17 protein-coding genes are annotated in these 21,156 nt (G+C 39.8%); 10 read left to right on the top strand and 7 right to left on the bottom strand.

Going from position 1 to position 21,156, the window contains the following annotated elements:
* Positions 1-31 precede the first annotated feature (31 nt).
* From ACFQZ9_RS01130 to ACFQZ9_RS01120, 3 genes are read right to left on the bottom strand one after another with little or no spacing between them, the layout of a single operon-like run.
* Entirely contained in the window at positions 32-259 is a 228-nt protein-coding gene (locus tag ACFQZ9_RS01130; RefSeq protein WP_498941938.1) for a hypothetical protein, read from the bottom strand.
* A complete protein-coding gene (locus tag ACFQZ9_RS01125; protein ID WP_498941937.1) occupies positions 256-1,443 on the bottom strand; it encodes a Ger(x)C family spore germination protein in 1,188 nt (395 codons plus the stop codon). Before ACFQZ9_RS01125 ends, ACFQZ9_RS01130 begins: the two co-directional genes overlap by 4 nt.
* Positions 1,444-3,012 (bottom strand): spore germination protein, encoded by a 1,569-nt coding sequence (locus tag ACFQZ9_RS01120; RefSeq protein WP_498941936.1) that lies wholly within the window; start codon positions 3,010-3,012, stop codon positions 1,444-1,446.
* A 191-nt stretch (positions 3,013-3,203) separates the two neighbouring features.
* On the opposite strand from ACFQZ9_RS01120, the gene ACFQZ9_RS01115 reads away from it, so the two are divergent.
* The 10 genes from ACFQZ9_RS01115 to ACFQZ9_RS01070 all read left to right on the top strand — a co-directional run bounded on the left by ACFQZ9_RS01115 (position 3,204) and on the right by ACFQZ9_RS01070 (position 14,993).
* Positions 3,204-3,785 carry a hypothetical protein gene (locus ACFQZ9_RS01115; RefSeq protein ID WP_498941935.1) on the top strand — a complete coding sequence of 194 codons (582 nt, stop codon included), beginning with the start codon at positions 3,204-3,206 and terminating at the stop codon, positions 3,783-3,785.
* A gap of 126 nt (positions 3,786-3,911) precedes the next feature.
* Positions 3,912-4,415, top strand: coding sequence for a hypothetical protein (locus tag ACFQZ9_RS01110; RefSeq protein WP_498941934.1), 504 nt, complete (start codon positions 3,912-3,914; stop codon positions 4,413-4,415).
* 209 nt (positions 4,416-4,624) lie between these two features.
* The gene (cysP, locus tag ACFQZ9_RS01105; protein WP_498941933.1) at positions 4,625-5,707 is read left to right on the top strand and encodes an inorganic phosphate transporter; all 1,083 of its coding nucleotides are present in this window, start codon (positions 4,625-4,627) and stop codon (positions 5,705-5,707) included.
* 281 nt (positions 5,708-5,988) lie between these two features.
* Complete coding sequence (locus ACFQZ9_RS01100; RefSeq protein WP_498941932.1) at positions 5,989-6,981, top strand: hypothetical protein; 993 nt, start codon at positions 5,989-5,991, stop codon at positions 6,979-6,981.
* A gap of 17 nt (positions 6,982-6,998) precedes the next feature.
* The gene (locus ACFQZ9_RS01095; RefSeq protein WP_498941931.1) at positions 6,999-7,187 is read left to right on the top strand and encodes a hypothetical protein; all 189 of its coding nucleotides are present in this window, start codon (positions 6,999-7,001) and stop codon (positions 7,185-7,187) included.
* Between the two features lie 65 nt (positions 7,188-7,252).
* Positions 7,253-8,185, top strand: a complete 933-nt coding sequence (locus ACFQZ9_RS01090) for a hypothetical protein (protein WP_498941930.1) — start codon at positions 7,253-7,255, stop codon at positions 8,183-8,185.
* Between the two features lie 254 nt (positions 8,186-8,439).
* Positions 8,440-9,744 (top strand): DUF2399 domain-containing protein, encoded by a 1,305-nt coding sequence (locus tag ACFQZ9_RS01085; protein WP_498941929.1) that lies wholly within the window; start codon positions 8,440-8,442, stop codon positions 9,742-9,744.
* Positions 9,720-11,147 (top strand): hypothetical protein, encoded by a 1,428-nt coding sequence (locus ACFQZ9_RS01080; RefSeq protein WP_498941928.1) that lies wholly within the window; start codon positions 9,720-9,722, stop codon positions 11,145-11,147. Before ACFQZ9_RS01085 ends, ACFQZ9_RS01080 begins: the two co-directional genes overlap by 25 nt.
* The gene (locus ACFQZ9_RS01075) at positions 11,092-11,790 is read left to right on the top strand and encodes a hypothetical protein (protein WP_498942582.1); all 699 of its coding nucleotides are present in this window, start codon (positions 11,092-11,094) and stop codon (positions 11,788-11,790) included. The genes ACFQZ9_RS01080 and ACFQZ9_RS01075 overlap by 56 nt, the downstream gene beginning before the upstream one ends.
* On the top strand, positions 11,787-14,993 hold the full coding sequence (locus ACFQZ9_RS01070; RefSeq protein WP_498941927.1) for an AAA family ATPase: 3,207 nt from the start codon (positions 11,787-11,789) through the stop codon (positions 14,991-14,993). The genes ACFQZ9_RS01075 and ACFQZ9_RS01070 overlap by 4 nt, the downstream gene beginning before the upstream one ends.
* A gap of 492 nt (positions 14,994-15,485) precedes the next feature.
* Here the strand turns inward: ACFQZ9_RS01070 and purF are convergent, their stop codons facing one another.
* The 4 genes from purF to ACFQZ9_RS01050 all read right to left on the bottom strand — a co-directional run bounded on the left by purF (position 15,486) and on the right by ACFQZ9_RS01050 (position 21,124).
* Positions 15,486-16,865: an amidophosphoribosyltransferase gene (gene purF / locus ACFQZ9_RS01065; protein ID WP_498941926.1), complete on the bottom strand. Its 1,380-nt coding sequence runs from the start codon at positions 16,863-16,865 to the stop codon at positions 15,486-15,488.
* A 190-nt stretch (positions 16,866-17,055) separates the two neighbouring features.
* Positions 17,056-19,368: a thiamine pyrophosphate-dependent enzyme gene (locus ACFQZ9_RS01060; RefSeq protein ID WP_498941925.1), complete on the bottom strand. Its 2,313-nt coding sequence runs from the start codon at positions 19,366-19,368 to the stop codon at positions 17,056-17,058.
* A 19-nt stretch (positions 19,369-19,387) separates the two neighbouring features.
* The gene (locus ACFQZ9_RS01055) at positions 19,388-20,398 is read right to left on the bottom strand and encodes a 2-oxoacid:acceptor oxidoreductase family protein (RefSeq protein ID WP_498941924.1); all 1,011 of its coding nucleotides are present in this window, start codon (positions 20,396-20,398) and stop codon (positions 19,388-19,390) included.
* Positions 20,399-20,650: 252 nt separating this feature from the next.
* Positions 20,651-21,124 (bottom strand): hypothetical protein, encoded by a 474-nt coding sequence (locus tag ACFQZ9_RS01050; protein WP_498941923.1) that lies wholly within the window; start codon positions 21,122-21,124, stop codon positions 20,651-20,653.
* Between the last annotated feature and the right edge of the window lie 32 nt (positions 21,125-21,156).

Genomic DNA, 21,156 nt, shown 5'->3' with positions numbered 1-21,156 from the left:
TCATTCCCCTCTAAAAGGTGGTAATAGTGTGTTATGTTTCCCAAAAAACTCCAATAGATTTATAAATAATGTCAATGACTTGCCCAGGCCCAGGTATCTTAGGAAATAATATGAGAATTGCTGCGAGAATCCAGTCAAAGAGCAAAAACGCGCAAAAAGTCATTTGTACCTTTAGTCCGTTATCCTTCAATTTCGGCCGTTCAAAAAGATAGATAAGCAACAAAAGGGTTGTTACTCCTAATATTTCTAGCGTCTTCATTGTGTCTCACCTCTGTTTCTTTTACCGGTTGCTAAACCGGTTTTTTCTATCGTTACATTTGTATGAAAGGAAATGTCTACTTGCCTGAAAATCTCATCCCATTCGTTTTTCTTTGTTTTCCAGACTTCGGGATATTCTCGTTGGAACGCTTCAGCAAACCCAAAAATATCAGCATTTAATTTTTTCTGTGCTTCAGAAAAAGCCAATCGTTCCCGATCCTCGATTTCCTGACTAGCCCTTTGCTCTGCTTCTTTTATAATTTCTGGCTGAAATAAATTAAGGTTTGTAGTATTTTGAATTACCTCAAGAGCCGTATCTGTTTTAATGAGCATACTCCATTTTCCATTTGTGATGGTGGGAACCAACTCATTTTGGCTTCTTAACAAATTTAAGGAGATATAGCCTGATTTGTTTTTTAAGGAAAGCGTAATAACACCAGACCTCATTTCATTTCTTGGCCAAAGAATCCCTCTTGTTGCTTTAGCATCCAAGCGTCCGACCATCTTATCTCCTTTAAATATGGCTACCCCATTAATGAATGGAGTATCCCTCTTATTAGAACCAAGGTGCGCTGCAGGCAATTTTTCAACCCAAGGAAGAACGGCAGCGTCAGACTCTCCAGATAACATTTGTGCCAAATCTTTCACGGTTACTTTCACACCGATTTGAGTTTTTACCAATTCGTGAAGTTGTTTTGCTGAGTCTCTTTCCAATTCAGGCATCGACTCTAAAACCCGCTTGGCTCTTCCTTTTGAGATAAAAACATCAGCACTAATACGAGGCTCTGAATGCCGTAGCCAAAAATCAATTTGATCACTTACCCCTTCTTTGGCAAGTTTCTCGCCAATCACGAGCACCTCATTTTGGCCCCAAAAGATCCGTCTTGTAAGCACCTCTTGAAGACGGGCCATCGCATCCGCAATGGTTTCTCCTTCAGCGGATCGAACGAATGTTTGACTGCTGTTGGTTCCGCTTGACATGCCGTTTTGTTGATCACTTTCCGCTGGTCTTGGGATAAATACTTGGACAGAAAGTTCTATCATATTATTTTTACCTTTATCAATGCCAGCGGCCATAATAAGCGCAAGATTATTTACCTCAGTTCGGTCCCAGCATCCTGTTAGGAATAATAAAGTCAAGCATATGATAAGGTTTAAATTTTTCTTTTTAAACAATGGTACCACTCAACTTTCCTCTCCACCTTTGCTTGGACCAGGCTTTTGATCGGGTGATTGGCGCCTTAGGGTACCAGCTTCAGATGAATAAAATTCGGGACGTTTATCCAATGCCCACCAAGGTGCCCGAATGAGTACATCTTTGAAATTTTGAATTTTAAATGTTGCAGTTGAATTTAAGTATGGAACTCCAAAAGAACGGAGGGTGCAAAGGTGTGCGACAATCGCTGTAATGCCAAGCATTACGCCCAATAAACCTAATATGCCGGATAAAATCATAATTGGAAAGCGGAGTAAACGAATCGATACTCCAGTTGCATATCTCGGCATCAAAAACGACGCCACCCCTGTAATCGCAACAACCATTACCATCGGTGAGGAAACAAGCCCAGCTGAAGTTGCGGCTTGTCCAATGACAAGTGCTCCAACAATACTTACAGCAGCACCTACTTGTTTTGGCAATCTTACACCAGCCTCACGCAGTGCTTCAAAGGTGATTTCCATGATAAATGCCTCAATCAATGCAGGAAAGGGGATTTGTTCCCGACTTTCAGCAATGGTTAAGAGAAGGGAGGTTGGAATCATTTCTTGATGATAGGTTAAAATCGCTACATATGCTGATGGTGCAAGCAAAGCGACGAAAAAGAAAACATAACGCAGCCAACGGATCAAGGTGCTTATGTAAAAAGAATTATAGTAATCTTCAGGTGCTTGTAACATGGTCGCAAACGTACATGGAGCAATCAGTGTGAAGGGAGTACCATCAATCAAGATGACAACACGTCCTTCTAAAAGGCAAGAGGCCGCAACATCCGGACGTTCCGTCGTTAACATTTGCGGGAAAGGAGAAAAGGGCTTATCTTGGATCATTTCCTCGATATACCCGCTTTCTAAGATGCCATCAATATCAATTCGTTTAATTCTATTTGTTACCTCTTGGATTAAATTGTTCTGTGCAACGCCTTCAATATAGGCAACGATTACTTGTGTTTCTGTTAATCGGCCAATTTCCATCTGTTTCATTTTTAATGCCGGGTGGCGAATTTTTCTTCGTAAAAGGGAAGTATTGACTCTTAAGGTTTCCACAAATCCTTCCCGAGGTCCGCGAACTACCGACTCTGCAACAGGTTCCTCAATTCCTCGTTTTTCCCACTTCGGTAACCCTAGTGAAATTCCATTTGTTTGTTTTTCTATTAAAATAATCGGGTTCCCAATTGAAACTTGCTTGAAAATATCTGAAATTGAATAGACTTCCTTTGAATCTGAAACAGTAATTTCATGTTTAAACATTTCAATCAGTGTATCTTGATTTAAGTTTTTCATTCGTTTAAGCGGAATCAATACATGTTGATCAATTTCTTCCGTATTGGAGAGCCCATCTATGTAAAGAAGAACGGCATTTATTTGGCTGCCAATCATAAATTCGCGAAAGACAACATCTGAGCAATCACGATAAGAAGATTTTAGTATTTCTATATTTTCTTTCAACTCTGGACTTAGTGGAACTTCAGGAAATTTGTAAAGTAATTCATCCATTTGGCGTTTAGGAAATTTGTAATTTTTACCCAAAAAATTCATCCGTTGATTCCCCTTGAATGTATTCAAGCCTATTTTTTCCTGAGAAAGAATTACTATGCAAAGCAGCTGGGCTTTTATTCATACAGTGGCGCTATTTTGGTAAAAATACATTTTTTAGAAAAGGGACTTTTCTACCATAAAGATGTTATATATAATTAAAAAGTAATCATACAAAAGGAGGATTTGGGGTTTTGTTGTACAACTTTGTTTTATTTCTACATATTTTAGGTGCAGTCATCATGTTTGCTGCAGTAGGAATCACCTTAACGGCGATGATCGCCATGCTCCATTCTACAAAAACGGAAAACATACGGATTTGGTCTGCATTAGCTGTGAAACTTGATGGTCTGCTGCCTTTTAGTGTTATTTTGATTCTACTGCCTGGCCTATACCTTGTGATTTCTACATGGGGATGGGGGAAACCGTGGGTTGATTTTTCGCTTGCAGCATTAATCATTATGACGTTTATGGGCCCAATCATTAATTTGCGCCGTTTAAAAGCGGTATTAAGCGCTGTAAGTACTGAAACCAATGATGTCCCTTCTCCGGGTTTAATTGAAAAAGTCAGAGACCGTGTCCTTTGGAATTCTGTTTTGATCATGACGATGCTGACACTTGCCATACTATTTTTAATGGCAATGAAAATCGCTTTAGTGGGCTCCATCATTACTCTAGTAGTAGCCATTATTCTTGGGTTTATTGTGTCAAAAATCATTTTAAACCGAGCATCTATTAAGATTACAACATCGAATAGTACTTTTTTTGATAAATAGTTTTTTAAAATTCCTCACTAGCCCTAGTGAGGTTTTTATTTTTTCTTTGAAGAAGCATCATTTTTTGTTATAAAATTAGATTTATCAAATGCAATTGGATGGAATAGCTGTATGGAGGAATTGTTTATGGTTCGTGTAAAGTCAGTAAAGGTGGATGGTGAGGGGATCCACGTTTTTAAAAGTGCCATTTATATTTTTGAAAGCAGCACAGGAATTACTCTTGAGTTTGACTTGATTGTCAGTGAAGTTGCTGTAAAAAAGTATAAAAAAGAAGAAACCCTTATAATTGAAATAGAATTAGAGGATGGTAGAATCATAAATTCAATTATGCATGTCAAAATCCTGTCAGGGGGATTGCCGCAGCTTAATTTGTTCTGCGAACTAGATGCTATTGATGAGTATGAAGATTTCCATCGAGTAAACGAAAATGATTCCTGGTTTCCGAATATTGAAGAGGGTATAACAATAGAAGAAATCAGAAAAGTGGAAATGCCGAACGAAGATATTAGTTTAAAACTAAAGCTGCCAATTGACCAAGTCGAATGGTTAAAAGCGCAAAAAAAAGCGAGCTTAAATGAATTGTTTAAGGAATTCATTTGTGATTTTAGGAAAAAGCAGGATCTTAAATAAATTTATTAAAATAGAGTTATAGCACGCTGATTAAAGCGTGTTTTTTTTATGTTATTTTTAAAAAATTCCCCAACATTTGAATTTTCCTAATTGATTATTGCTGAATGGGAATGTATAATAATCTTCATATAAATTATTCCTATCTGAATAGTATGGATTAAAGTTCAAAACATTAGGAATTTTAAAATGAAACATAAGGGGAGATTGAAATGTTTTGGACATACATAGCATTTATCATCGCATTCTTTTTTGCCATGAATATCGGGGCCAGCGGGACAGCTGCATCCATGGGTTCTCCGTATGGGGCAGGGGCCATAAAAAATAAGCGATTGGCGATGATTCTTGTGGCACTAGCTGCCTATCTTGGCGCAGTACTTGGTGGTGGCGAAGTCGTCAAAACAATTGGGAAAGGAATTATTCCGACTTCGATCCTCAGCATTGAAATGGTCGCCCTTATTCTTTGCGGAGCAACGTTAACCTTATTTATCGCCAATCTAATGGGAATCCCGCTATCAACCAGTGAGGTGACAGTTGGCGCGATCGTCGGTGCCGGAATTGCTTATAAAAAATTGTATTTTGATAGCCTTATAGTTATTGTCGCATTTTGGGTCATTGTTCCACTCGTCTCATTCTTTATCACATTTTTCCTTGGAAAACTAATTTCCAAAGCTGAAAAGCGGTGGATTGGGCTGACCAAACACGGAAAATGGAAAAAATGGCTGGCAATCTTACTCGTAATAGGAGGCTGTTTTGAAGCTTTTTCTGCCGGAATGAATAATGTAGCTAACGCCGTTGGACCACTTGTCGGTGCTGGAATGCTGTCTGCAAATAAGGGAATTTGGATTGGCGGACTATTTGTTGCTATAGGCGCCATATTATTGGGTGGTAGAGTTATTGAAACAAACGGAAAGAAAATTACCAAACTCTCGCTATTAGAAGGCAGCGCCGTTTCGTTTACAGGAGGAGCGCTTGTGACGGTTGCCTCACTATTTGGGTTGCCAATTCCGCTGACACAGGTAACCACTTGCGGGATTTTAGGAATAGGCGTATCCCAAAAAGGGTTTGGGATTTGGCAAAAATCTGTCATCCAAAAGATCTTAAAGGTATGGTTGATTTCACCGCTCGCGTCCCTGGTGATTTCCTATCTGCTCGTTAATCTCTTTATACAAGGCAATATGTATAATATTTTCATCATCTTGAGTACCTTTATTGCGGGATTAGGCGTATTAAGTCTGTATTCCAACGTCCGAAAGGAGAACAGTACGACCCATGATGAGGGCGGGGGAATATAATTGATTAAAGCTATAGTCAGGAATTGGCTGTAGCTTTTTTTATAATTATTACCTTCAGCAACATCCGGAATATTTTCCTAAAATAGAATCAAACAAGTAATGGGGAAAATAGGGTGCATCAGGTTGAAAGAAATTCATACTATCGACATTTAAATGTATAAAACGGGCTATTATTTGTACTATATCACCAGAACTATTTCACTAGATTACTATAGTATAAAACTATCAGACAAGCATTGTTTGATAGTTTTTTTATTTTAGAAAGGAGAAAAATTAGGAAAATGGCAAGTTCGTTTCCAGGCTTTTATACCACCAGTCACTACATTAAAAGCCTTTCGTATCTACCAGGTTACGGGGAAGATTTGGCAGCCCAAAGTCAAACAAATCTTACAAACAACCCATCCCTAACTTTTTTAAATGAAATCATTATCCTTGATTTTGGCAAACCAACCGTTCAAACCCAACGTGTTAAGAAAAATAAATTTAGAACGTATGGTGCGTCGTTATTTAACTCTACAACTTTTACATCAACAAATGAGATTGCAAGTGGAGTGGAACAATTTATCGATTCTTTTATTGCAACCTTCCAATCCACTATATCGTACTCCATCACCATTGCAGTTGGAACAACAAATTATGGGAGCCAAGTGACAAAAGAACATGGTCAAGCATGGGGGAATATGATCAACTCAATTAACACCTATGTGCTAAATAAAGCATTAACGGATACACGATATCTTTCAATCCAAGTAGTTGGGGCAAATGATATGGAGACAGGATGGAACTCACCCAATGTTACACGAGCATGGGTGGATGGGTATCGAAGCACAACAGACAACCAGCTATGTAATTTTGGAGACGCTGGTGGGATGCCACAAGCATCTAAAGGGAGAACTACGTATATTTCAGGTACGGGAAACAATGGATGGACACTTAATGATATTTGGTATGTTTCCGATGGTGGAATTAATCCAGTGACCAATACTCAGTTTTCTTTTGTTTTACCCGAAATTTATACAACGGCTGGAACTCAAGCAGCACAGTGGTTTAATTTGGATCTTTATTCTCATCAAACCTATCAAAAACCGCTTAGCATCTACGGGGTTTTAACAGAATTTGCTGCAGATAATACTACTAATCCACCAAGTGGTCAAAATTCCGGATGGAATCAGCTGGCAGGATATTTGCAAAGTTCTCCCGTTACTGCAGTTGACTTAGAAGATGGAACGCCATTTATGCAATGGGCAACAGATATTTCATGGGCATTGCCTTAAGGAGGAAAGAAATTATTGTGCAAAATCCTGCAAATTTATATGTAGATCCAGATTTTGCTTCTTACAATGTTAAGTTTGGTATACACTCAGGAATTAAGAAAAAAGCTCTAAGTCAAGTTACTGTTGGACAATCCTTTGCGGTTGATTATAGAGGAAAGTTAGAAAACCCTATTCTATATGTTGCACAATGCCGAAATAAAGTTTAGCTGGTGATCGAGGTGCTGAACACGGAGATCTTGTTATCAATAAGCTTGATGCTACTGGAAATCTATTGGGTACGATGTATCTTAACCATCACCATTTCAAAAATAGCTATGAGTCAAGTCCTGGCCGATTTTATGAAGGAATAAATGACAATTTTAGAGCTTTTGGTTTTGGTCATGGATCTCAAATCGCGATAGAATACGCTCCTGATGGTGCCTATCTTTGGACAGACTGCCTCTCAGAAGTAATCGATACAGTTAAAACCCTTTCATCAAAACGGTATGATGTTGCTGGAGATGCATTATGCCGATTTATTTACAAAGATGGCAGCTATACTCCTGATAGCCCTGATATTCATGTATTCAATCCTATAGATTTTTTTGGGACCATTGGAGTAAATTATACGAATCTCTCTATTAGCATTGATAACGAGTTTCATCGTATGGCAATAAAGTATAAAGATCATCTTAATAATGGGAAGTATTATGTAGCTATTTTCCAAATTTCATATGTTGGAAATAAACCAACATTTTCGTTATTAAATTCATTTCTTTATCCAGTTATTAATTGGTGGGAAGTGAATAGTAACGGAAATCCCATTCAAGTAAAATCACCACTATCAAATCAAGGGATGAGCTTATTTGGTAATTACTTATATACCCAACATGGAACAGCATACCATAACGCTGATTTGTTTAGCCCAACGGATATTACTGAAAACGGCGGTTTTTATCCAGATGGGACACCGATTAAATTGGTTGGGAATCATCATATTACTCAAGTTGATTGGAGTTCAGGAGTGATGGTCGATTATAATCATTCACAAGCATATCGGACCCTAGATTATCGGGAGCCAGAAGGATTATTTATGATACCAACAAAAGATGATTCTGGAAACATCACAGCGTTAGAACTATGTTTTGGCTATGCAAGTGGTCCGAATGGCGCTAGACTTTGGACACTATATTCGAAGAAGCGGACAGGAATCCCCTTAAATTAATTATAAATCCTTTTTCCATAAAATCCCTCTCGTAAGTCGAAAGGGATTTTATGATGACCGCTATAAGTTGACATTAAATAATAAAAATCCAGCACGATGGCATGAATGAACAAACTTTTTAATTTTATTATTTGGCGGATAGGAATGGGTTCTTTATGAAAAAGAATGCAATCCTTTTTCATAATTTTTACCTTCAGCAGCAATCCCGATACTTTGGTAAAATAGAGTTAAACAATTAATTGGAGAATAATAAGATGAATCAAGAAGAAATTCAATATCTCAATCAATTTTTATTAAAAAGTGGCGAGCGTTTGGATTTGGCCATCAATGAAAACAATGCACCTGTTTGGGAAATTCAGATTGTAAAACAAACAGAACGAACCTACCGAGTAGTTGGGTTATTAACACTTACTTGTAACCCTCCAAACCTTGAATCTAGCAATATGGGAGAATTGTTATCGTCAGTAACACCAAGAAAGAAGCTACATTTAAAAGAGAATGATCCCAACACATTAAAATGGTTCCAACAAGGTTTGATTTTAAAGGAAATTCGTTTTAAAAAAGACGGTAAAACGGTGGATTCACAATATTTTCGCATGGGTTTTCCTCTATATAAATATGCACAAGAACAAATTCAAAGAGAAGAAGATAAAATAGAAAACGAGTTTAGCAGCTGGAAGAAGAACATCTCCGCATTAAGATCCATCCCTACTTTTACCCCACATCGGGAAAGGGGTTTTTTTGCATGCTTATCGAGAATCAAGGAGCTAGTGAAAATTACTTCTAAGGAATTAAAGGAATCAAGCTATTTTTTAGCCAGCTGGTCTTTCGCTAAGCGTATGAAATTCCTCCATTTTATTTGTGCTTTTTTACAAATTTCTTTTATGAAAGAAGAATTTGACTGGAAGGAGATCGGCGCTGAATATTTTCAAGAAATCGGCGGCTCCAAGGAATTCGACCGCTATAAGGATGAATTTATCAATCTTTTAGAAGCATGGGCCGGTTGTCCTGTTTCCTTGATGGGAATGACAAGTCTTGGTAGAATCACTCCGCTTTACTTTTCAGGGCATATAAGCGGAAGTTATTCTACTTACCGATATGGTCCTGTCCATTCCTTAACGGACATAGCGATCTCTATCGAGAATTATACTACTAACTCGACAACTCTTTGGCTTGTAGAAAATCGGGCTATCTTGACTCGAATGGCAGCTAAGAAAAACTTTCTCCATGATACCGAATCTCTTGTACTATGTGTTGATGGGCATCTCAGGTCTTCGCATAAGCATTGTATTAAACAGCTATTAACAAATGGAGAGGTAGCGCAAGTATTGATTTGGACCGATTACGACCCGGATGGATTACAAATTGCCAAAGAAGCCTATCTTACTGTTTCGGAAAAATACACTGGCACCATTAAGTGGGTTCGGCATGATTCAGAGGTCAATACAAACTGGCATGATTATGAAACCTACATGGAATCCTTATTGAACGAAACAAGAATGGAACAAGAACAAGTATTAGGAGGTGTAGAAGAATGGACAAAGTGGATTCTTCAATGATTTCCATATTTCAATCAGATGAATCAAATCCTGAAGTTCTGCAATCTCTAAAAGATATTGCCTCCTTATCCGGTGTCCTCTGTGATTTAGGGTCACAAAACAATTATCAATCACCCGCGGAAATTTTACGTTTTCTAAAAATCATTCAATTGATTAATGAGGAAGCCCTTGGTTTAGATGATCCAATTGAAAATGCTGAAACGGTTTACTATCGATATCGAAACCGCTATACCGACCCCGAGCCGCCAACTAAGAAAAAAGTGGAGCAAATCGTCAATGTTCTCGTTAAATATAATTGGATTTCGAAAACCTCGAGACAGTTGAAAATGCGTGATGTTGGAAAGCGAATGATGGATGCATTGATCCGTTTGGCCAATGATTCATTGGCTTACTATATGCATGACGATATTGGCCGCTCGCTTTTTCAGGCGCGGCGGGATGCTGAATTAAGTGAGGCCTATGATGATCATGGAATCTCTGGCGGTAACAAGATTGCTAGTATGATCCGCAATGTAGAAAATGCGATTCAAATCATGAAGGAACGGGAATTGGAAATGCTCGCAGATCGGAATGCGCTCCCACAGCTGGAAGTGATTCACCGATTAATGCAGGAGCTCGAAGGTAAACTACAGGAGCGCTTTAGACAGTTTCAAACCGTTGAAGAGAGTTTAGTTCTATCCCATTTAATGCAAAAAGGGACAGCGGTCCTTGCTGAGGGTACGAACTTAAGCTTAGGGATGATAAACAAATATTTGAGATTTACCCATATGCAAAAAACACCGTTATCCTCGACCATTCAGCCTGAAAAGGTCCGGGCCTTTATCACGCAAATGTATGATCCTCCGCTTGATTCCGATGTACCCAATGTTTATCAATTATTTAGTTTTATGGAACAGGGACAGCATGAAGACGAGGCGATAGATGGGTTATGGGTGCCAGTAAAGCTTGCAGCACCAATTGGGCCAGCTGCGATAGAGGATGCCGTTCAATATCTCGAAACCTATGAACCGATGGCAGACCCTATTGATGAAATAGAAGAGGAACTTGATTATACGACAGAGGTCATTTCAGAGGGTGATATGGAAGAGTTCATGGGGGAAAGCCAGTGGAAGCTGATGAAATCGATGATTGAAACGGAAGCGATTGAAAATTACTTAAAAGAACATGAGGAAGCTCCAATGGAACAGCTGGTGATCGAGGCAACTTCCACCGGTTGGAGTGATGCGGTAAATGCCATTACAGCCGTTGCAGCCTTGGTTGGTAACAAAAAAATATCTGTATCAAAACCTGTAGAAAAGGTGGAGATACCGAACTATGATCGAAAATGGGAGTGGATGAATCGTGACGATGGATCCAACATTATCAGAAATAGAAACAAACGAGAACAATCAGATGAACGTTAATCCCCTTAATGTGATGCAATCCTTAAAGGGGTTCTTAACGGAAGAAGAAGAATTAACGTTCATGAACATTCTTTTTTCCTCTTCCGCCTCTATCCGGTCCGGAAACTTCGGACTCCCGCGAAAAGAGGTAGAAAAACAATTGCACATTCAAGGAAAGAATGAAAAATTCCATTCTTTTCTCATAAGAGTCAACCAAGCAGTGAGCCGTTACATGAAAGTCATTTATGATGAACGCCGTGACCAAGTCATTGTCATGATGCGCGTCCCTGCAAGAGCTGCCCGTAATACGTTAACAAAGGAAAGTTTGGCTGTACTCCTTTATATGTTTTATCAGCAGGAGGTACTGCAGCATGAATTTACTTTGTTTGACCAGCTGCTTAATGCCTTTGGCCATGAAACAACGAAAGCCAACCAGAGATTACTAGTGAATATTGATCCGTTAAAAAAAATTGGGGCCATTGAGGAATATGATACGAATTCACAGGAAAAAGCCTATCAAATTACCGCAATTGGCGTTCATATGTTCACAGATTCTTTTTTAAGAAGAACCGCTGAATTTAGTCAATCCAATCAATTAAACAAAGAAGAAGTACTGAAATTTTTCAAGCGTTATAATCTTTATCAAAAGGATGATGTTGAATGATTCCTTGGAGACTAACCTTCTCGGGTATTCGCGATTACCCGCCAACTTTGTTAGATTTATCCGGAGAAAAAGACCATGTAATGATCACCGGGCCAAATGGAGCAGGTAAATCAACCATCACTTTTTGTATGGGGGCCGTTTTATATTCTTCCAAGGTGGATGTCGAAGGGTTAAAATCACGAAATTTACCAGCGGACCAGACGTGGAAGGCTAAGATATCTCTACTTTTCAAAAATGAGGGTTCCATGAAAATTGATGCCCCTGGATTTGTAGAGTTCGGTTTAAAAATTATTCAGGATCCGGGCCAGCCGATGAAAAAAGAGTTTCTTATTTCTACCGGCGACACCATTGATGAATGGGAAGAAACGATCAAATATACCTCTGGAGACCGGTTTTACAACTTTACCGCTTATAAAAGGGATCTTCAATATAAATACAAAGTTGATCCGGATCTCTTCTATTTAATTTGGTATCAACAGGAAGTAAACCAATTCGCTGTGATGAATCCTGAGGAACGGTTTCGCATTTTTAGCGAAATGCATGGTATTGATCAGGTGCAGCGTGATTGGGAAGAGAGTATGGAAAAGGTAAAGGACAGCGAGGAGTCCCTCCGTGCTGCAGAGTCGAATGTGAAGATAAGAAAAACGGAACTTTCCATGTCGAGGGCGGCCTTGGATCGATTTTTAGATAATCAAAAGCGCTTGAACGATGGCGGCAAGCTTTATACGGTTTCCCTTCTTCAATTGGAGGCGCATTATAAAAAGGAAATTAAGAGATTAGAAGAAGTTGTTTTAGGTTTAGAAGAAGAAATTTTAGTGGCAAGGGATGATTTGTCAATCAAAAAAGGCTTAAAAGAGCATGGCGAGGAACAGCTTCAAGTGACAAAAGCAAAGCGTAATCAAATAGAAATGACGATTGGCGATTCAGAGCTAAAGCGGGATCAATTGGTTGAAAAGATAAAAAATCTCCAATTTCGAATGGAAGAATTAGATCGTGAATTAGAAGCGATAACGAAACGAAAAAATCAAGTCACACGGACTGAGGAAGAAGTAAAAACAACACTCGGGAAGCTTTTAGTAGAACAAGAACAAACAAACATCGCTTTTAGACAAAATCAAGAACATTTAGACCAAAAAGAAATGGAATGGAAGAAACAGGTTGAACGGATCGCTCGAATTCAACAGGAAATTGAAATAGAGGAAGAATTCGAGCAAGTCCATCGTGATCGTTTACAACAGTATACCAGCAGCCATGAGGTTCAACGGAGGATCGAATCACTTGAAGTAAATGTATTAGCTAATAAAGGAAATCATTTCAATGATTCTCTAAAACTAAAAGACTTGAAAGAGGAATTAAAGCTACTTTATGAGGACCGCGATTATTCAATTAGGCAAGTGGAGTCTATTAAATTTTTTAATGCCTTAAATATGAAAGCCTATGCACTTCGTGAACTTTTGGAACTGGATGAGCTCGCACAGCCAAAAGATGAACAATTATTTAATGCTATAAAATATACCATCTTTTTCAATGGGACAGCAATTGCTCCACCTAACGATTTATATCATGTGCCATTAATGATGGTAGTTCCGGACCGGGTGGTGACAAAATTATCTTCTCTTCACTTGCAGGTGAAGGATGGATTAGATGAGGAAGTTCTAACCTTTGCGATGAAAGCTCTTTGGTGGGTGGAGCAATTTTTCAAAGGGAGCACTTTTTCAATCAAAAATGGTTCTCTTATCGACCCTATGGGAATCCGTGGGCCACAGGAGAAAGAACGATTTATTTTAAGTGAGAAGGCTTTAAAGGTCCGCAAGCAGGAAGTCGAAAATCTGGTGATGAGTCTTTCTCAAAAACTAGAACGATTGGATGAAAATATAACTGCTGAAACAAAAACGATTCAAGAGTTAAATAGTATTATTCATCAAGTAAGAGAATCCGAAGCCTTTATGACAAATGAGTATGAAAGAATAGTAAAGAAAAACAGATTGAAAGAAGAATTGCAGTTAAGAAATTCAATTGAAGGAATAACCATTGAAATTAAACAAGAGCTGGAAAAATTAATGCGCCAGCAAATACAGCAAGAAACTTTAAAGACCATTTTAGTAGAAGAAGCAAACATATACGATGAACTTGGAAAAATGAAGGACAAGTATGAGGAACGGAACCGTTTACAAGTTCAATACAATCAAGAAACTGAACTTCTACGAAATGTTAAACGAAAGATTGATCGTTTGAATGATGACTTTAATCTGGTAGAAAACTCCATTAACAAAACTGAACGGGAAATTACCAAATGGAATGGGGCTCTGGAGGACGCAGGACGAAAAATAGCAATCATTGAAAAACAAAAAAAGAATTACAGTGAGGACAAGGAATCTATTCAATTAGAACTTGTACAAGTGATCAATGACCTAGTGGACTTACAAAAACTAATCCCTGCAATTTATGCGGAGGCCAGCGATATACCTATGGGTGAGTCCTTCCCATCTGTTCCGCAAATCAAGAAGAGCTGTGAGAATGGTAAGGTTATGTTTGAGAATGCTAGAACTGAGGCTGGGATTGATCCGGCCGCACAGGAGAATTATGATACGCTAAAATCTGAATATGAGCGATTGGATTCTGAGTATAAACGGATGAAGATCCTACTTGATGAAGATAAAGAAAGGACCGAATACCTGAAAGATCAATTGGAAACCACGATTAACATGCGCGTCCTCGAGCTGCAGCAGCGTTTTAAAGCCTATATGAGCCAGTTCCAGTTCGAGGGAGAAATTAGTTGGGAGTCCTATGAAGACAGGAGAAAACGGACCCACTTTCATTTGTATATAAAAGCTCGCAAAGAAGGGCATCGCGGTGCCATGGAGGATGTTAGTATTAAAGCACGGGGTGGAAGAGTGGGAAAAGGGGTTTCAGGGGGAGAGGAATCTTTGAGTTCCTTACTATTTGCACTTGCTCTTTTACAAAATCTCCAGACTACTCCTGGGTTTATTGTGCTGGATGAGTTTGATAGTGCATTGGATGAGCATCGGAAGGTAAAAGTGTTTGATCTGTATGTAAATGAGCTAAAACGTAAGCTTATTATTCTCACGCCTAAGTCACATGAAGAGTCGTATTTAGACCGATTCACGAAAGCATTTGTGGTTCAACATGATCCAACGGTCCCTAAGAGTAGGGTTGTGGGAATTGTTAAGGCGATGAGTTAGTTGGTAATTGACGGTTTGCTTTTTTTTCGGAAGATTTTTATCAGTACCCACAGAGCTTACTTTTCACCTGAACGGGCACTATTGGTCCTTGTCAGTGCCCAAGGAGCTTTATTTATCACCTGAACGGGAACTATGAGGCCCTCGTCAGTGCCCACAGAGCTTGACTTTTCACCTGAACGGGAACTATGAGGCCCTGTCAGTGCCTGCGGAGCTTGACTTTTCACCTGAACGGGAACTATGAGGCCTTGTCAGTGCCCGCGGAGCTTGATTTATCATCTGAACGGGAACTATAAGGCCTTGTCAGTGCCCGTAGAGCTTGATTATTCCAAGAAACGGGCACTATGAGGCCTTGTCAGTGCCAGCGGACCTTGATTTTCCCAAGAAACGGGCACTATGAGCCCTTGTTAGTGCCAGCGGACCTTGATTTTCCCAAGAAACGGGCACTATGAGCCCTCGTCAGTGCCTGCGAGCTTTTTTATCTTAACCGGAACTTCATTTCAAGTACAATTTGGTTGGATATGCCCCACTAAAGCAAGCGATACAGCGACTGCTTGTTTCTGCGAGATCTACATCTACTGCCTCCAATAATCCTTCGGTGCTTAAAAAGGCTAAGGTATCTGCGCCGATGACTTGTCCCATTGCTTGTTCATGTTCATGCTTATTCGCAAATAACTCTTCTTTTGTCGGCATATCCACGCCATAAAAACAGGGGCTTTTTACCATTGGCGAACTAATGCGAACATGGACTTCCTTGGCACCTGCTTGCCGAATCAAATCAACAATCCGCTTACTTGTCGTTCCCCGAACAATCGAATCATCTACTAAAACTACTTTTTTTCCTTCTAAAATTTCTTGTACAGCACTTAATTTCAAACGAACCGCCAAATCTCGCAATTCCTGAGTCGGTTCAATAAATGAACGTCCTGCATATGGGTTTTTGATGATTCCCATTTCATATGGAATTCCTGATTGTTTGGAAAAACCGAGGGCGGCTGGGACACTCGATTCCGGGACGGCAACTACAACATCTGCTTCTATTGGATGTTCTTTGGCTAAAATTTGTCCTAATTCCTTTCGAATGGCTAATACACTTCTTCCCTGAATGACACTATCAGCACGGGCAAAATAAACAAATTCAAAAGAACAAAGGGAAATGTCACCTTTTGCGGCAAACCTTCCTGATTGAACCCCATTTTCATCAACAAGAAGCCATTCACCTGGTTCAACATCTCTCCAAAACTTGGCATCCACTGCATTTAACGCGCATGTTTCAGAAGCAGCGATAATGGAATCCCCAATTTTCCCAAGGCTAAGCGGCCTTAATCCGTGACGATCCAGGCCAATTAACATTTGTTTTTCCGTCATAATGAGTACAGCAAAAGAACCGTCAAGCCGCTTGAGAACATCAGGTCCTGCTTGGGCAAAATATTTTTTACTTGATCGAGCAATTAAGTGAGCAATAATTTCAGTATCTGTTGTGGTTTGAAAGATGCTTCCTTGCTGTTGCAGGACATCTCTTTCAAATCTAGCATTCACAAGATTTCCATTATGAGCTACCGCCAAATCCCCTTCGCTGTATTTAAAGACAAGGGGTTGTGCATTTTGCAGTAAGCTTTCTCCAGAGGTAGAATAGCGCACATGGCCAATGGCCATATTTCCGGTGAGGTCATCAAGGGTCTTACGACTAAATACTTGAGTAACCAATCCCATTCCTCGATGATGCCTGAATGATTTCCCATCGCTTGCTACGATCCCCGCACTTTCCTGACCGCGATGCTGAAGAGCATGAAGTCCGTAATAAGTTAAGTCAGCTGCTTTAGGGTGATTAAAGACTCCAAATACACCGCATTTCTCCTGCATTTCCGAAATCATCTTGACTTCCTCCTATTGACATCCTTTCTTTATTTTAGGCATAGGGAGAAATTCTATCCTTTTTGATTTTACTTATAAAGATTTTTTAGGTTGAAAAGTATAAAAGAGGGACTTGAAAATTTGAAAGTAGCAAATTTATTGAAAAAATGCACACGAGACCATAAATCTCGTGTGCATAGCTTTGCTCATTTTATAAATATGGACTCTCATGCTTCGCCTTCAGCCTCATCCAGCGGCGCTCCACTTCATCATCAAACATCTGCAGCATTTCTTTACTCTCTTCCCTTAGCAAATGCTTCGTTTTTCCCATCATCTGCAGCCAATCAGACACCGCAACTCGTTTACTCTTACTTTCAGGGTCATACGTAATCGTCGTAATGCCGCGTTCGACTTCATAAAGAGGGAAGAAACATGAATTAACCGCCGCTTCCACAATCGTCTGGCCTAATTCATCCTTCGATTTCCAGTTCAATGGGCACGTAATCAAAATCTTGCCGTACACCAAACCTTCATTCTGTGCATACCACTGGGCTTTGGCAGCTTTTTTCAAGAGATCCCGGTCAAACGCTTCCGTTCCGGTAAAAACATACGGAATATGGGTAGCGGCCATAATTTGTGCTGTATCCTTATGATGAAACGGCTTACCATTTTGGAAGCTGCCAACACTTGAGGTACTCGTCATATGGCCCATTGGCGTCGAATAGGACATCTGGCTGCCCGTGTTCATGTAGCCTTCGTTATCATACTCAAGGATAATCATTTTATGGTTGCGCAAGGCTGTACCGATTGCCGGCCCCATTCCAATATCCATACCGCCGTCACCCGTCACCATCACAAAGGTGAAATCATCGCTCAAGCCGAGGTCATCCAGCTCGCCGCGCCGTTTGCGTTCATGGAACATCTCGACAAGTCCAGAAAGAGTAGCAGAGCCATTTTGGAAGAGATTATGGATATAGGTTGCTTTATGGGCACTGTAAGGGAACCCGGTTGTTACAACCATGGCACAGCCAGTATGAAATAGGGCAACAATATCTCCTTCAATTCCTTTAAAAAACAATTCAAGGCCCGAGAAAATTCCACATCCAGGGCAGGCACCGTGCCCGGAGGCAAGCCGTTTTGGCTTTTTCGTCAAGCTTCTTAACGGAGGAATTTTCACTTTTAATTCACCGGTTTTATCATCAGGAGTTACCGTGATTAATCCCGTGTTTAAGTCTTCTTTTTTCATCGGATTTAAAACACGTTTTGGTGCATATTCAGGTCTGCCGGGATTATGGCCAAAATAGTCAAATGCCTGTTCGACCACGCCTTTCTCAGCGGCTTCCAAAGCTATCTGGAAAAAATGCTCCGCATCATCGGCATAAAAATCCTTGCCGCCAAGTCCGTAAACTCTATTGACCACTTTTGTATGACTGTTCCCAAAGGTTTGCAAAGCTGCCCTTACTTCGAGTGCCATATTACCGCCGTGGGCACCATAGGAGTCTGCACGATCGCCAACTGTAAGCGCTTTTACATTTTTTAAGGCTTCTACTAATTTTAGTTGCGGGAAGGGACGGATCATATTAGGAGAGATGACACCAGCTTTTATCCCTTTTAAACGGAGCCTGTCAGCAACATCCTTACAAACTTCAGCAGCAGAATTTAACATAAATACAGCAATCTCTGCATCTTCCATCCGATATAAATCAAGAACAAGATATTCACGCCCTGTTAATTCTGTATATTCTTTTGAAATCCTTTCGAAAACCTGCTCCGCTTTATACATTGCTTCAGATTGCTGAAAACAATTATTAATATAGTCCGGTTCATTCATGTAAGGCCCGATGGTGACCGGATTTTCCCGGTCCAAGGCATGAGGGAAGTCCCTCGGCGGTTCGCCAATAAACTGTTGTACATCTTTGCGATCCTTTACTACCTGTACCCGCCGTTTTTGGTGAGAAGTAAAATAACCATCAAATGAAACAATTACTGGAAGCCGTACTTCTGGATCTTCTGCTAGTTTAATAGCGATAATATTCATATCATAGACAATTTGCGGGTCACGGGCCATTAAAATCGGCCAGCCAGTGTTCAAGGCGAAATATAAGTCAGAATGATCGCCGTGGATGTTCAACGGTCCGGAAACAGAGCGGTTAACCAAGTTTAAGACCATTGGAAAACGTGTACCAGATTGGACGGGCAGCTGTTCAAGCATATAGAGGAATCCATTTGCGCTGGTTGCGTTAAAAACCCGTCCGCCGCCTGTCGAAGCCCCGTAACAGATACCGGCGGAGCCGTGCTCGCCATCAGCCGGAATTAGAACAATATCGTGCTCGCCTTTGGCTTTCATGCTATCGAGGAACTGAGCCACCTCTGTGGAAGGGGAGATTGGATAATATCCCATCACATGGTAATTAATTTGGTGGGCTGCATAGGCTGCCATTTCATTCCCGGATTCAAAAACAACGGTTTGTTCCGCAGCACCTTTTGGAACCTGTAATTTTTCTTGGTTTAAATCGATCGACATTTTTATACCGCCCTTTCCTTTAATTTTGATTCACTAAATCGAATAAATGGGGGACGCGATTCTTGTCGGCGTAGCCGTCATTGTATTCTCTTTCTCCTGATAAAGCATCAACCGGGCAAGCTGTCACACATTTTAAGCAGCCTTTGCAATATTGATAGTCAATCCCTTTCAGGAACATTTGCGGCCGGCCTCGTTTGTCATCTTTTTCCTCCCAAACAAAGCAAAAGTCTGGGCATGCCGTGTCACAGGCAGCGCAATTAATACATTTTTCTTCGTGAAAATGAGGGAGCATACCTGCTCGCGAAATGCTTAAATCTTTTAAAATGCTGTTTCCTGGATTGGTGATCGTGCCGCCAATCGTTTGAGTTTCATAGCCAAGTAGTGGTTCCGCTCTTTTAAACGGTTCTAGTTCCGTGCTTATTTCTACAGGATATTTTTTGAATTTAACTTCTTGATAGCCACGATCAAATGTTCGGAGATTGGGTTCAACCAGGTGGGGATATTTTTTCTCAAAGGTGCGGCGAATGGTTTGTTTCATGGACTCAGGGTCTAGAAAGTCTAATATACGATAAAGGGCCCCAAGCATTGCAGTATTGGCTTTGGTCTTTTCATCTAGGGCGATTCCGGTTGCATCAACAATAGCAATCGTTCCGCCCGGTATTTTTATTTGTTGTTTAAGTTCATCGGGAGATTTTAAAGAATTTACTAAGATGGTGCTGTCGGGATAGATTCCGCTTGTACAGTTGATGGTTTTAAAAAGGGCATCATGGAAAATGCCGACAACGTGAGGGCGTTCAATGGGTGTGGTATCTCGAATGGTGGTTTCAGGATTGCAAAATCGGATATGTGCTTTTACAGGGGAGCCTTTTTTCTCAGAACCGTAGGATGAAAAACCGACCCCATTTAGACCGTTTCCAACGACACCATCCTCGGAAAGTAATTTTCCCGCAAGATTTGCTCCTAAACCGCCGATAGATTCCAGTCGGATTTCAAAAAAACCTAATTCATTCACTTTTGGTAATTTTGACAAATAGATTCCTCCGATCTTATTGAATAGTATTAATGTTATGAATTATCAATAAATTCAGTATCATTATTGTAACAGGATAAAAAAATAATTACAACAGATTATATTTTAAATTAATTATATGTATATTTTTGTGCGTTTATGTTGAAGTTAAAAGGGTTTATAGAAAAAGAAAAATTTCGAGTTGATATAGTACAGAAAAACCGTTGTTATATAACAAAATGCAAAAAAGTGAAGGAGCATTCCTTCACTTTTTTATCTATAGTATAAAGATTTCCGAAAGAGTTTTTCATAAGCCATTTGAAAGCCATATAATACGACTGTTTTTATTAGAAAAACAAGAGATAGTTGAAACTTACTTAAACGTACCAGCGAGACATAACCGATTTTTTTAAATAGGTTTAACCCCAAATAGGTAAAAGCGGCATCAACGAGGATATTGACGAAAATGTATAAAGGAAACTTGCCAAACGTGTATTTTAAAATCCAAAGGGATCCGACTAAAAACGGTCCGAAAATCAATGGCATTTCTCCTAATACATTCGGTTTAATATTAAGAGGGAACCACCACCATTTCCTTTTTTCCGCCAACCTGCCTTCAAATATAAGGTAAAGGCACATAAACAGTCCTGACGGAAGGTACCGTTTCATTGTTTTGTTACCAAGAAGTGGGATTGTGAGCCAGGGTAATATAAACATTAGCAGAATTAATAATTTTGTATTTTTCATGCTAAAACATCCTTTATGTGATCTTAATATAT

The sequence above is a fragment of the Neobacillus sp. GCM10027624 genome (assembly GCF_042675345.1).
Classification (GTDB): Bacteria; Bacillota; Bacilli; order Bacillales; family Cytobacillaceae; genus Neobacillus; species Neobacillus cucumis_D.
The sequence above is the reverse complement of the archived record's forward strand: the minus strand, read 5'-3'. Positions and strand labels throughout refer to the sequence as shown.